The organism is Bacillus sp. SD088, from assembly GCF_017355205.1.
In the GTDB taxonomy this organism is placed as follows: domain Bacteria; phylum Bacillota; class Bacilli; order Bacillales; family Bacillaceae_C; genus Lederbergia.
In genome coordinates this window covers 81,863-96,339 of the sequence record NZ_JADIJK010000005.1, presented here as the reverse complement: position 1 = coordinate 96,339, position 14,477 = coordinate 81,863, and the positions used below count along the sequence as shown (strand labels likewise).

The window sequence follows — 14,477 nt, the reverse complement described above, 5'->3', positions numbered from 1 at the left end:
ACGCTCTCTCTACACTGCGGGGTAATTTTTTCTAAAGTAATTTGTTAGCTAGGTCTACTCAATCGATTTTACAAAAAAACCGAGTGATAATATATCGCACTCGGGGGAATTTTATAGGCTTACAATTTTCTATATAAGGTTCCAAAATATGCGGAAATTTATGAAATATTCTAGATTCCATTATCTCTAAAAACATCTTTCAGATTTATTGATAAATCATCAACGATCCCTACGTTAATAACCTCATTATTGGCATATGTACCACCATGTTTATAAAGGTTATTCTCGAGTTTATAAATATCAATTATTTCATGTGCGGGATCAACAATCCAATATTCTTTCACACCCGCTCTTTGATATCGGTTAAATTTAATCATTTTATCTATTTTAGCAGTGGACTTTGATAGGATTTCAACAATTAAATCTGGAGCACCTGAAATGTAATTTTCTTGTATCTTAGTTTTATCACATACAATCATAATATCTGGTTTGACCCATTCATTTTCTTGCGTTACATCCCTTTTTCCACAGAGACAAACATCCATTTCTCCAAGAACCATACATTTTTGATTTCTAAATTCAGTAGCAAGCTCCATCGCAATTGCTTGATGTTTTACATTCGGGGAAGGGGACATATTATAAATTTGTCCATCAATCACCTCATATTGGATATCATCCTCTAATCCCATATATTGAGCATATGATAAAATTTCAATCCACGCACCTAAAAAAGGTGCGACGGTGCATACCGGTCTAAAAGACCCATTAGCTTTATTTCAATCCACGCACCTAAGTAAGGTGCGACCAGCTATTTCACCTTGACGTGCAGATGACGTTAGAATTTCAATCCACGCACCCAAGTAAGGTGCGACATTTTAAAAAACTGAAAGGATGATAGATTATGGTATTTCAATCCACGCACCTAAGTAAGGTGCGACTTGTTGGTCAAAAGTATACAGTAGTGCTTAGAGATTTCAATCCACGCACCTAAGTAAGGTGCGACATCCCCTATTGGTTTGTATTAACATTTGGTTTTGATATTTCAATCCACGCACCTAAGTAAGGTGCGACCGGCATTAGTTTAAAAAGAGTAAAAAATCTAATTATTTCAATCCACGCACCTAAGTAAGGTGCGACACTGTGCGCGGGAATGGAGATTTTAAAGAATTACTATTTCAATCCACGCACCTAAGTAAGGTGCGACAGCGATTTTTTTAGAAAACGGTCCTAAAAAAGTCTAATTTCGTCGAAATCTCATTGTATTTAAATATGAATTAAGTACAATTCAATCAAAACATGTAATAATGCACCTCTAAAGTTTTAAAAACAGGTGCGAATCCTCCAAGGAATTCATGGGCACATGGCATTCGCACTAAAAAAACAAAGGTCCTTCTATATCAATTGATTCCTTGATTCCAATATGTTCAACTTTCGTCTTATAATTATGTCCTAACCGATAAAAGCGAAGACTATCCTGATTTTCATCAATAATATTGACTAGTTCAAATTTTAAAGTTGTATATTGTGTTGCATCGACGACACATTCAAACACTGAATTTTGGACTCTTTGCCCATAATTTTGACAAATCTTCGAGACTTTGCGCAATCTCTTTCTTCCTTCACCACTTGTTGTGCTCACATCATATGTAATTAATACTAAGATCTCTTTCACCTACTTCCATAGAAATGGAGGATACTCGTCCAAATCATTGCGTAAAAATCGTGATAATAATATAGCCTGTGCATGGGGGACTAAACCCCATGTAATTTTTTCACCTAAATAAGGATGGGTAATCTTTTCCTGTTTTTTATTTTGCCATGATGCTAAAAATTTCTTTCTCCCATCATCCGTCATAATCATAGCTCCATTTTCCTTCTTTATAAAATCACTTTTATTGATCACTTTTTTATTAATTAATGATAATACGAACCGATCCGCATAGACGCCACGGAGCTCCTCCATGACGTCCAAGGCTAAAGATACTCTTCCAGGCCGATCCCTATGCAAAAAACCAACATAAGCATCCAACCCCACCCCTTCTAAAGCGGAGGCTACATCATTCGCTAAGAGAGTATAGGCAAAAGACAGCATAGCGTTGACGTTATCTAAGGGAGGTCGACGGGAACGAAATTTAAAATAAAAATCATCTTTTTGTTGCAATATCATCTGATCAAACATTTTATTGTAACTAATCGCTGCCTGTCCTTCCCATCCTCTTAAACTTTCAAGGTCTTCACATTCCCTGACAGACTGAATAATAGATGATAGTGATTGGGAGGTTTGCTTAAATTGAGCTACATCCACTCTCATAGGATAGTCCCTAGTCATTCTTTCCAATATCCATTTATTATTATATATTTTTCCTATAATAAAATTACGGGCGATCAACGCAGATGACGTTTCATCATCTGAAATGCGATATTGTTTCTTTCTTAATACCACATTCCCTCGACTTTCCCCTATCACTCGAGCAAGAAACCGACCATTCATTGTCATAAAAACTAATGAAATATTTCTATCGGCACAATACCCCATTAATGCTGGGCTAGCCCCAGTATAGCCAAACGAGACAATCGATTCTAAATTATGAAGGGGTAATCTACCTAGTCGATCATTCTCTTTTAAAAGAACAATATTATCTCCATCCAAAGATAAATAAATATCTGGTTGCATCACAAATAATGTATTAAGCAGTTTTCTCATTCTTTTATTTTCCCTTCAATATAGCTTCTTACAGAGCGCTTATTCATTAGATTTGGCAAACATATATTTTGAAGAGAACAACTTTTACAAAACACTCCTGTTTTCACTTTTGGTGTATGTCTTCGTTTATAATAATCATGCATTTCCGCTGTTATTCTTTTAACTTTATCCTTTGTTTCCCTTGTTAAAGAAATTTCTACCCGATGCTTGATTTCATTATAGTAGAGGTACCCAGTGTTTATTTCACAAAGTAGCATTTCTTCCAAACACATCGCCTGGGCGGTCAGTTGGAAAATATCTGATTCATTCTTTTTGGGCTTACCTCGCTTATATTCAACGGGATAAGGGGAAAACTTCCCCTCAACGCCATTGAGCTCTATCCCATTTTGGTCTTTTATAAACTCGACTATATCACAAATACCCGTTATTCCAAGCTCCTTTGATTTTACCGGCATCGCCCTAACAATTAATAGATTCCCCCGTTTCTCTCTAATAAAAGGTTGATCCGCTTTTTTATGTAAGTGTTGGCCCTCTACTGTTTTTACATTTTCTTCCCATTGTTGTTCAATATGAATAAGAGCCCATTGCCTCCTACAAAATTCAAAGTGTTGAATACCTGATAACATAAGGTACTGATCTTCATTATTATAGACCATCTATTACCTCAACTTTTAAACCTTCTAAATCACTTAAAGTAACAGTGTAATCCTCAAATTTCTTCGGTTCATCAACATTCGCCTTTACATTAAGTGAACGGTGAACTTTAGCTGATGAATATTGGCCCAATTTGGAAGAGTGCTCCCACCAATATACCTTATTGACTTCCATACTCCCTTCTGGGCGTGCTGAAGATGAATCGTTTTCAAATAATGTAACAAGTGCCTGCTTAATTTTGTCTGCATCCAAATTCGTAAATCCAGTTTTTTCAGCTAATTGTGTATTGATGCTACCATGAAAGACATATACACCAAAATCTACCCGATGCTTCATTCCCATTGTGTCTGATCCTCGATCCTTTCCTGGCTCTGAATTAACGCTTTTCGTTATTTGCATACTTGTAATGTCAATAGGATCAACACTCGTAGCTGTTTGTATAGAAACAGGGCCACGCACACCAACGGAAACACCTTTGCCTGCTCCACCTTTAAATGCAAATACTTGTCCGAAGCTTCTTACATCAATCCATTCGTTACAAGCAATTGTTGCATACTGTTCCGCAGCATTATCTTTTGATTTTAGTGCTTTTATCAGCTCTTCCTTTGCCTCGGCCCGTTCTCTTAGGCTACTAAATTGATCGGCTCTCTTGTCATTGGACTGAACAAAAATAGGTTCTCCCATATCAAGCAAACGATTTCTAATTTTTCTTTTAAGAGCTACGTCGGAAATTTCTCCATACCCATCATAATTTTGACGTGGTCGATTCCCATTCAAAGGGTCTCCATTTGCATTTGCCTTTGTTACAGATAAAACAACTGAAAAATCGATTTTATGATCTAAAACTGCCATATTTAGTTCTCCTCCCCATTTTTCACTTCTTCTGTTGCTGTTCCATTCTTATCCCTTTTCTGATACAACGCTTCTCTTTGACTATAAAAACCTAATAAATACTTTCCAGATAGAGGTCTATTGTTAAAATCCTCCATTTTAATTTTTGCTCCCACTTCATCAATTAATCTATTATAAAACCAAACTCGCTCTCCTAAACGTGCCTGATATGGTTGTAAAGCTGTTTGAATTGTCTTCCACGTTCTTTCCGGATGTTGTGAAAAAGAGTTCATATATCTTCTTGCATTTGTGGCCCGTTTATCACTTGAATCTAGTGCGTTTCTTTCTAGTACATCCGCGACAGCAAGAAGGCGGCCAAATAAATAATCACGATCCTCATTCTCAATATCCAATGCCATGGGATATCCCTCCTTTTTCTCAATTAGAGATTTATTGATTAATGCACAAGCAATGCTTAACGTCTTTTCCCACTCCCAATTCTCCATTGAAATCGGATTAGAAGCTCTTTGATAAGCACTTCTAATAATATCCTTAGGAACTTTTTGGCCGTCCACGATGCAGGGCAACATTCTTTCCATCAAGCCTTTGATCACTTTATCATTACCCCTAGGTCCATACGCAGCAAATGCTATATCTTTAGTTGCCGGGGCCCCATAAAATTGAACAAATTCATTTAGATCATTTTTCCTATAACGATGGAGCCATGCACAAGTGGAATGCCACTCTTTTAAACGATCTAAATAAAGTTCTTTATCTATATCTCTGTAATAAAGCACAGCCATCCGACCAGTCGTTGCTGAATCTAGTACCAATATATTGACCTTGGAGAGCTGTTTAAGATCATTTTTATAGCCATCAATTGCCTTTGCAATTTCATTAGCATATTCTTCAAGTGTATTGGATTCTTTTTTATTTCGTTGAATATTCGGATGAATCGAAAAGCTATCAGCAGTTAGATCAGGGACAATGGAAGCATCATTTCCCCAAACAAGAAAAACTCGTTGATCAACCACTTTCCCTTGCTTATTAATCAGCCATTTTAATGCATTATGTGCTTTTTGCGATACTTCGTAACTGATGCTTGCGGCTTCGCTCCCTCTACTAAAACGACCTCTAAATGTAAAACCGCTCACATCATTAGCTGAAATCAATTTAGCTTTATCTGCCGCATTTCTAATTTTATTCGCATGCCTTTCTGTACTCGGCCGACTCTCACCCGTGACAAAACAAAGATCTTTCTCACCTAACATATCTTGATAGAAGCGGATAAACGAATCAAACATCTCTTTATCTTCCCAAACTTTGGTTAAAATTTGGTTGGGGGAATGTATATTAAATCTGACAAACGCACTTTCCTGCTCCCCAGCAATGACTGTGAATATTTTAGGTTTTTCTCCATGAAGATCTTCATACTTTTTATCCCACTTTTTAATTAATTGGTCATTCTCATCCAAATACAAAACTTTATCTCTCACCAAGTCTTGAATTAACTTGCCTTTGCTTAAATATTGATAAATTGTCTTTACTTTATCGTTTGCATATAAAGAATTTGCCCATTCTTTTAATTGGGCAATATAGAAAGTAAAGGGTTCTTCTTTCTTTATTTTTCCACCGTAAGTAACAAAGTCCCCGGCTACATAACTTAACTTATCATGTAATGGATAAGGGGCTATCTTTGAACCCGCTCGACTTGCAGATTCATCTGTGCAGGGGATAAGAGTACTCGCATTATCTTTTTCTACCACTACTGCAGAATGATATTCTCCATCCCCAGTGATAGTAACTTCTATATGAGCATTCTGTGTTGTATGGGAGATCGGAAGAAGAGTATATTCTTGACCATTCTTTCTCTTTTTTATCTCCCCGACATGATCAATACTTGCCTGGTATGTTTCATATAAATTTAATAACCAACTCACTTGTTCACCCCCTTAATCTAAACTTTTTAATAGAGCGTCAACTGATTCCACATTTGCTTGATCGAACTGTTTGGGTTTCATTTCCCGAATTTCTCGTATGTGTGTACACTCATCTGGTCTTATAAATTCAATCAAACCATTCCTCATGATTGGTTTCCATAAGCGCACTTCCATTTGATTTCTCCCTGTTTCATCGGGGTAATTAATACCATGAACCATCGTCCCTAAATGAATTTCTCCATCATACTTATCATAAAAGCCATCTCCTTCCCCAAAAACACAAGGCTCTACATAGGCTTGGCATTCGCGGGTTCCTAGAAAAATATCTCTCCGTCCGCCCGCTTTTAATGCGCGCTTCATTATGTTGTGGTGCTTATGTTCATTACGATCAAAAGCCATATCTGGTCGGTGATAATTAAATTCAAAATGAGCCAGGACTTGATACCGAACATCCCGCAAATACGTATAATTCGCAAGTGTGTTCCCACCCCCATATTCAATGGGACGGATTCCTTTGGATTCCATTTTAATTGGATTCATCACTCGTATTTTATCCACAACCATCACTAACGTGGGTTTCCAGTATACGCTCTCAACAATCCCCTTTAATGCTTGATAGGTTGGCACCTGATAAGATAACTTTTCTCCACCTAATTTTGTTAATGGATCCGTGAAAAGAGCATAATCTCCATACACTTCAAATTCTATTGAATTTCTCACATGCTCACCTCCCTTCAAGTTCTAAGCTAAGGTGTCGCTTTATAGCGTGGATTGAAAAGTATAGTATTATACATTATATGGAAACCTATCTAACTTTCAGATAGGTTTTTACCATGCCATAAAGTCAAACTGACTATCATTTTGTATTTCCAAACCGAATTCTTCATTGTATGCTCCCTCCTTTAGAGCCATTATTTTTCCATCAAATAAGGAAACCAGTCCTGCATTTTTATTGATTAGCTCTTTTTCATAGGTATAAAGATTAATTGTATATTGTTGCGCCTTTCTTAGTAATTGCGTTAGGTCATCTATTTTTTGCGCACCGGCCAGCTCAGCAATGATTTCTTTTCCTTTTCCAAATGGGACCAATACGGACGTAGTGTTATTTTCAATCACATGGAAATTCTCTGCTGCAGTAAGATATCCATTAACAAGAAAAAGTGGAACAGGTTCTCTATTTTTACTAATATATGCTCGATGAAAACTACAATTTTCTCTGGAAGCGGTCAGAATTTCTGTCATATTCTTATTGAATTTCGGAATTAAATAATCTAAATCAGTTCTTAGATCTGTATAAAATTCTTGAAAATATCTTTCCATCGCTTGATTGGAGAGGACATTTCCTCCATGATTTCTTTTATCCTTATTAATATCAATAAGAAGCCGTTTAGAAATTCTTTTGCCAACTTCAATTTCTTTTAGATGCTGCAATGCTTCTTCCTCGTGATCGATCACATACACATTTTGCAGTCCTGTTTCCCCATGACGATTGCATCTTCCAGCAGCTTGCGCTATTGAATCAAGTCCAGCTAAAGAACGTATGACACACTGAAAACTCACGTCAACCCCAGCTTCAATTAATTGAGTGCTGACACAAATAACAGGTTTTTTGGCTTTTAAATGTTGTTTTACTTCTTCTAAAATTTGACTACGATGGGCGGAACACATAGAAGTACTTAAATGATAAATCGGCACACCTGATATCTCTTCTTTTAATTTTGTATATAAATTTTTTACAACCGTTTTCGTATTTAAGATAATCAGAATGCTTTGAACCTCGTTCATTTTTTCATTTACAAACTGGACAAGAGATTCGTTGTTATACGTTTTAGTCGTAGCTTGATCTATTATTTCGATCCTTTTAAATGCATCGATAACCTGATCCAATTGATTGATCATTTCTGCGTCAGAATTTATTTCTAATTTTTTCTCAACATAATCTAATGCTGGTTGAGTCGCTGTGCAAAGCAACATGCTGCTATTCCCATAAATTTTCAAAAAGTTTACAGCATAATTAAATAAAGAAACACATTTTGTAGGAACTTTTTGTACTTCGTCAAAAATAATGACAGAATCACTAATATTATGGAGCCTTCGAATATTCCGACTGCCCTTCGCATAAAATACATTTAAAAATTGGACCATTGTAGTAAAAATGATGGGAGCATCCCAATTATCTTTTGCCAGTTTTAGTTTTTGCTGTTCGTTTATAAGTCCATCTTGAAATTCATCATTATCATTTACATCTTCTATAACATTAGAGTGATGTTCTAAGATGTTTTCTGAATCCTTTAAAATCCTTCTTACTTCAGCGGCATTTTGTTCAATAATCGAGGTATAAGGAATTACATAAATAATTCTTTTCTTCTTATGAAGCATGGCGTGCTTTAAAGCATAACGAAGACTAGCCAACGTTTTTCCTCCGCCAGTTGGAATTGATAGCGTATAAATCCCGGATGGCTTCTCGGCAAAAGCATCACATTGTTCCGACATTTCTGTTCTTAGACGATTGATAGGGTTGTTTGCACTTCCATCGTCTTTGAATGCTGAAAGCTTATTCATTAGTCTTTTATAATAGGTTTCAAATAACTGATCATGCTGAAAAGATTCTGTTGATTGATTTTCTTCAAATAATCTTGTATTCGTTCGATCTGCATCAATCAACATACTAAAAATAAACTTTGTTAAGAACATTAATTGTTTCTCACTATTTTCTGGTAAATCTTTAGAAATAAATTTTTCTAATTCCATAGCCGCCTGATCAACATAAGCATGAAAATCCTTTTCAGAGATAACTTCTCCAAAGAAAATCTTTTTAGTTTTACCAAAATCCCCCAATTCCTTGTCTCGTACTCTCTTTAGATAAGGGGACTCTAAATCTGAATTTAAAAAATCCTGTAAATAAGAATGGTGTGAAATTATTGCATTCCCGACAATCTCCGCCACAAGTCCCTTAGTTGGAGTAATCTTTTCATTTGTATGAAGTAACTTATATAGCAATTTTCCACCTGCTGTCGAATGATCGACACTCCCTCGCTTTGGAGCATTTACCGGATCGTAAACCGCTTTCAAAATATAGTCTCGAAATTCATCCGTATATTTACCTAGATCATGGAGCATACCCGCAAGACCCGCAAGATGTTTCACACCTATTTTTTCTCCATAATCTTCCGATAATTTTTTTACACCTAATAGATGCTCTTCAACAGTTTGTATGTGCTTATCAAACTCCCGAATATGTGCAATATAACTCATTTACTTCCTCACCTCACCAATATATATAGGAATATTATACCACTCCTATAGTTATACTTCTGTATTTTTCTGCAAAATCCTTCAAATAATTGGAAGTTTTTCTACATAACAAGACCTAATATCGATTCTTTAAACGATTGAGTCAATTTCATAATACAAATTTTATGTTAAAAATCTGAACAATGTTGATTTCCGCTCCAATCAACCGGTGTGAAGGCTACGATAAATATTTGAATTACCACAATGTTCGTGTTTTATCTTTTAATCCGTAATTATGAAATTAACTCGATTATAAAAACAAAACAAATAGATCCTAAGTTACTAGCTAGCAAGCTAGTTTCTCTCAGGATTAATTTCAAACTTTTTACAGAAATGTGGGAACGGAATTTTTTTCAATTTGCATACTCGCGAGAAAGTAAAAGCTTATGTATTTTTATTAGGGAAGGGAAGATTCGACGCATGTCCGAGGGATCATCGATTATTTCAGGCTATTTCCCTAAGAAAGGAGGTACAACGATGCATACTGGTCTAAATGAGCCGTTAGCTTTATTTCAATCCGTCGCACTCATGAAGAGTGCGACATCTAAAATATCTTTTCGATGCTGCGGACACATAATTTCAATCCACACACTCATGAAGAGTGCGACTTCATTGACTGAAAGACCTGAAATCCCTATAGCTATTTCAATCCACGCACTCATGAAGAGTGCGACACTTGTTTTAGGGAGGTGAGAACCATGAGTGTAGGGATTTCAATCCACGCACTCATGAAGAGTGCGACAATACAGTCAAAGTAAGAGATTGAGATTTTACGAATTTCAATCCACGCACTCATGAAGAGTGCGACTTTTGGATTTTTCTCAATGAAGAGTTAGGTCTAAAAATTTCAATCCACGCACTCATGAAGAGTGCGACAATGTTGTATAAGATTCTATCCATAACTTGCATGATTTCAATCCACGCACTCATGAAGAGTGCGACACCTTTTGGTATTGAATATGTTACTAGATTAAGAGATTTCAATCCACGCACTCATGAAGAGTGCGACGTCAACGGTCATGCTACTTGAATACAAAACAGAGATTTCAATCCACGCACTCATGAAGAGTGCGACTTAACCGCCAAGCCTTTAGTTGAGCAGATCAAAGATATTTCAATCCACGCACTCATGAAGAGTGCGACATCTAGCCGATTTTTGTATCTGCTGTGAATATCAATTTCAATCCACGCACTCATGAAGAGTGCGACACTAGGACAAAATATATTTTATCTTTCAAAGGCATTTCAATCCACGCACTCATGAAGAGTGCGACTGCGATTTTAGGCAAAATATAGCTCTTAAAATGAGTTTTTTACCCAAAATATACTTATTTTATAAAGTTTTAGAGAAAACTTTACGGCAAAAGTGATAAAAAGAATAAAAAAGTGAAAAAATCTGGTGCGAGTCTCCCGGGATATTCATGTGCACTTGGGGTTCGCACTGGTCTATCAAAATTGAGTTCTTTTTGCTCAATCCTTTTTATCTAATACTATACCTTTCTACATTAGCATACTAAAACATAAACTTTTTCAATTGGGGCAGTAGCCAATCTCTTTAACTTTTCACTAAAAAATGATCAATCTAACACACTCTTACTCTACCTCAACAATCCCACTATTGTCTACAATCTCCTGCTTCTTTCTCCTCACCACTTTATTCGCAAACAGGGTAATCAGTAACGAACAAGAAAAAGTGACGAGCATGGAAATGATAAAGCCTACCACATTATCAGATGCAAATGGGGCAACAAAGGAAGGGAGATAAGCTGTTCCTCTTACATTAAAGAGGCCAACTAGTGCTCCGCCAATTCCGGCAGAAAATAGAGCTCCACCAAAAACGAGTTTATTGGAAAACATAAAAGGATAGGCAGACTCTACGAAAGTTCCGAAACCTAGATTGATCATAAAGCCAGGAGCTGCGATGGCAGCCTCTCCCTTATCACGGGGAGCGATAATGTTCGCAAGGTTAATCCCTGCAGCAACAATGACTAATGAAACCATATCGACAGCACCTAAGAAGCTATTTCCGCTCTTTTCCATTTCAAGTAATACGATGGGTAAAATCGCAGCATGATAGATTCCGCCAAGGATCGCCGGCCAAATTAATAATCCTGCTACTGCACCAGCAAGAATGGAACTAAAGGCTACAGCCTGTTCAATCATGAATTTTATGTAATCGCCGAGCATTAAGGCTAATGGTCCGATTAAATAGAATACAAGTAGTCCTGATAATATTCCAGAAAATCCCCCTGCAACAATATTAACGGTCGTCATTGGAAAGCGCCATTGCACACATTTAAGAAATAAGAATTGTACGAGTAATCCCGCTCCAATTCCACCAATCATTCCACCGATAATGCCTCCATCAATCGATAATACTCCGGCAATAATCCCCGCAACGATGGACACTTCATCCAAATCAGAAACTTGCTTTGCTGCAATTGCCGCAATCACAACAGGCAATGCTTGCAATAGTAGATCAAAAATTTCGCCTAAGCCTGACAATCCAGGAATTTTACTTAATGCAAGAATCAGTGCTAATGCGATAAAGGCTGGCAAAGAAGCCATCATAATCCCTCTAATATTGATTCTTTTGAATGGATTCCCCGACTTTTCCTCTAAAGGGCCCCCGATGACCGGTTGGTATTTGTTTCCCCAAAATTTACTTAAAGAAGATACAAAAGAGACCGCCCTTGTGCGACTTGTTGTTCCCGTTGTACCAGATGTTGAGATTACATTTGCCCCTTTTGATGCCGTGATAGCCATCGACGTACCACCCGTCCCAACAACAGGAATCCTTTTTTCGGCAGCGGCTAAAATCGCCTCCTTATTGCTCCCTTCAGGATCAATACTCATCGTAATCAACCCATCAATTTTTCCATTTCGAATGTCTTTGGCAATCCCACTATCGATTGAAGCGGCCTTGTCATTTACCTCTTTCAGGGTCCCTTCGAATATTTTAGTTGGTTTTGTTGCTTGAAGGGTATATAGGCCGGCTTTTGAGTGTTTCTTCGCTGCATCCATCGAAACCTCGGCTCCAATAAATTGGATTGCTCTTATATGAATACCAGCCGAATCACACTGAATGAATATTTCCGATAGAAGCTTCTCGGGATCCTTCCCACCTAAATTGTATAAGTTTCCTCCACTACTCCCTAAAATCGCTATATTTTTCACGGGTGCTTTCCCCTCTCTAAAAATAAAAATCTGTACGTTTATTTACTACCTTGTTAGCATATTAAAGTAAAAAAGTATACGTAAAGTATAAACCTGAAAGGTGAAAATGAAAAGTAAAGATTTTCGTTTATTCCTTAGTAGAGAGAAAACCTATTTTAGACAAATAGAAAAAATCGTCTTTACAATTAGGAAACTCTATTCTTTAAAATGAATTGCACCCTCTTCATCCCTTTTCCAAACTTTCCCTTCTTTCTATTTCCTCCATCTCCTCATGAGTAATTCCAAAAGGAGCACCACCACTTGTATATCCTGCAATAAAGGCAAATGTTTCATCTGAATCATATTCCATCATGAATTCCATGTTTTCCTTTTTTCTTTTCGTCTCATGCTTTTTTCCTTTTTTTGTTCAACCCATCGTTCCACTTTTTGTTTTTCTTCAGGAGTAATCTTCACGCCTAATCGTTTAAGTTCATTCATGGCGTTTTTCAAATTGAGCCCGGAACTTTTTGAATAGCCTTTACGATATGATCTCCATCAAATCTTTCAATCCATTCCTTCGCTTTCATTCGGCGTTCTTTTTTGGGCATTCCCATTAACTTGCACCAAAGTGCTTTTTCATTAATTCTTCGGCCTCTTTAATCCGTAACTTGTTAAATAAACAGATTTAGAGCGAATACTCCCACGGATTAAATCCTCATCAGTAAGTTCATTTAAAATATCAAATGGATAGCCTTTCCAGCTTCTGCTCATTTCCTGAGGCAGTTCGTCCTCTTTCCATGATGTTAAGTATAGCAATAACAAAGTAAGCTCTTTAATCTTTCCCTCCATTTTTCAACCCTCTTTTAATACTCATGTTAAGCTTGGCTTTTAAAAAAAAGCAAAAATTTTATCATATTGCTCCCTTTTTCAATGGTGTCTTTGTCTTTTATTTGAAATAAAAATTAAAACATACTCAACTCATACCGTTTAGAAAGTAACTCCAATAATTTGATTCCCGCTATACTATTCCCTTTCTCATCTAAGGCAGGACCGAAAATGCCAATGCCGAATTTCCCCGGAACGGCCCCCATAATTCCTCCAGACACACCGCTTTTTGCCGGTATACCAATTTTTATCGCAAATTCACCAGAGGCATTATACATTCCACAAGTCACCATGAACGTTTTACAGATACGAGCAATATCGGTGGGGATAATTTGCTTACCGCTATCGGGGTCTACCCCATCCATCGCAAATATCATGCCAATGCGTGCTAGTTCTAAACAGTTCATTTCAATCGCACATTGTTTCGTATATAAATCCATTAACACATCAACATCTTCCTGAATCATCTGATGTTGTTTTAAAAAATAACAAAGCGCCCTATTTAAAAAGGCGGTTTCAAATTCGGATTTTGCTACTTCCTCGCAATAATCAAGGATCGGATCATTGGCCATTTCTCTTACTAACAATAAAAGCCTGTCAAATCGCTCCTCCATACTGCTTCCTTTTATCATACTTGTAACAACAAGTGCTCCCGCATTAATCATTGGATTCAATGGTTTTGCAGGCGTTAAATTTTCTAGCTTGGCAATAGAATTGAATGGATCCCCCGTCGGTTCCATCCCAACACGTTCAAACACATAATCTGTTCCTCTATCCATTAAAACTAAGGCCAAGCTAATGACCTTTGATATACTTTGAAGGGATATTTTTCGTTCAATATCACCGGCAGATGTACATTGTCCATCTGGATATTGAATCGCAATCGATAAATCGTGCGGATTAGCTTTTCCTAGAGCAGGAATATAATCCGCCACTTTACCGTCCTTTGTATATTTTTTAGCTTCTCTTACTAATTCGAATAATTCATCATTCGATTGACATGGCATCATCAT

General features: G+C 36.9%; 12 protein-coding genes and 2 CRISPR repeat arrays. All 12 genes read right to left on the bottom strand.

The window, feature by feature from the left end; translation table 11 throughout:
* Window positions 1-170 precede the first annotated feature (170 nt).
* Window positions 171-689 carry a Uma2 family endonuclease gene (locus IPU53_RS06010; RefSeq protein ID WP_207448887.1) on the bottom strand — a complete coding sequence of 173 codons (519 nt, stop codon included), beginning with the start codon at window positions 687-689 and terminating at the stop codon, window positions 171-173.
* A 19-nt stretch (window positions 690-708) separates the two neighbouring features.
* Window positions 709-1,204: direct repeats of the CRISPR family, unit length 32 nt; unit sequence ATTTCAATCCACGCACCTAAGTAAGGTGCGAC.
* Window positions 1,205-1,372: 168 nt separating this feature from the next.
* Entirely contained in the window at window positions 1,373-1,663 is a 291-nt protein-coding gene (gene cas2 / locus IPU53_RS06005; RefSeq protein WP_207449152.1) for a CRISPR-associated endonuclease Cas2, read from the bottom strand.
* A 9-nt stretch (window positions 1,664-1,672) separates the two neighbouring features.
* On the bottom strand, window positions 1,673-2,704 hold the full coding sequence (cas1c, locus tag IPU53_RS06000) for a type I-C CRISPR-associated endonuclease Cas1c (RefSeq protein ID WP_207448885.1): 1,032 nt from the start codon (window positions 2,702-2,704) through the stop codon (window positions 1,673-1,675).
* Entirely contained in the window at window positions 2,701-3,360 is a 660-nt protein-coding gene (cas4, locus tag IPU53_RS05995) for a CRISPR-associated protein Cas4 (protein WP_207448883.1), read from the bottom strand. Before cas4 ends, cas1c begins: the two co-directional genes overlap by 4 nt.
* A complete protein-coding gene (cas7c, locus tag IPU53_RS05990) occupies window positions 3,350-4,210 on the bottom strand; it encodes a type I-C CRISPR-associated protein Cas7/Csd2 (protein WP_207448881.1) in 861 nt (286 codons plus the stop codon). The genes cas4 and cas7c overlap by 11 nt, the downstream gene beginning before the upstream one ends.
* 2 nt (window positions 4,211-4,212) lie before the next feature.
* Complete coding sequence (gene cas8c, locus IPU53_RS05985; protein ID WP_207448879.1) at window positions 4,213-6,129, bottom strand: type I-C CRISPR-associated protein Cas8c/Csd1; 1,917 nt, start codon at window positions 6,127-6,129, stop codon at window positions 4,213-4,215.
* A 12-nt stretch (window positions 6,130-6,141) separates the two neighbouring features.
* Complete coding sequence (cas5c, locus tag IPU53_RS05980) at window positions 6,142-6,849, bottom strand: type I-C CRISPR-associated protein Cas5c (protein WP_207448877.1); 708 nt, start codon at window positions 6,847-6,849, stop codon at window positions 6,142-6,144.
* A 108-nt stretch (window positions 6,850-6,957) separates the two neighbouring features.
* Window positions 6,958-9,384 (bottom strand): CRISPR-associated helicase Cas3', encoded by a 2,427-nt coding sequence (gene cas3 / locus IPU53_RS05975; protein WP_207448875.1) that lies wholly within the window; start codon window positions 9,382-9,384, stop codon window positions 6,958-6,960.
* Between the two features lie 615 nt (window positions 9,385-9,999).
* Window positions 10,000-10,697: direct repeats of the CRISPR family, unit length 32 nt; unit sequence ATTTCAATCCACGCACTCATGAAGAGTGCGAC.
* A gap of 319 nt (window positions 10,698-11,016) precedes the next feature.
* Window positions 11,017-12,600: a PTS sugar transporter gene (locus IPU53_RS05970; protein ID WP_207448873.1), complete on the bottom strand. Its 1,584-nt coding sequence runs from the start codon at window positions 12,598-12,600 to the stop codon at window positions 11,017-11,019.
* 223 nt (window positions 12,601-12,823) lie between these two features.
* Window positions 12,824-12,961, bottom strand: coding sequence for a hypothetical protein (locus IPU53_RS05965; RefSeq protein ID WP_207448871.1), 138 nt, complete (start codon window positions 12,959-12,961; stop codon window positions 12,824-12,826).
* Between the two features lie 257 nt (window positions 12,962-13,218).
* Window positions 13,219-13,428, bottom strand: a complete 210-nt coding sequence (locus IPU53_RS05960; RefSeq protein WP_207448869.1) for a DUF6429 family protein — start codon at window positions 13,426-13,428, stop codon at window positions 13,219-13,221.
* A gap of 113 nt (window positions 13,429-13,541) precedes the next feature.
* A complete protein-coding gene (gene glsA / locus IPU53_RS05955; RefSeq protein WP_207449150.1) occupies window positions 13,542-14,471 on the bottom strand; it encodes a glutaminase A in 930 nt (309 codons plus the stop codon).
* Window positions 14,472-14,477: the final 6 nt, after the last annotated feature.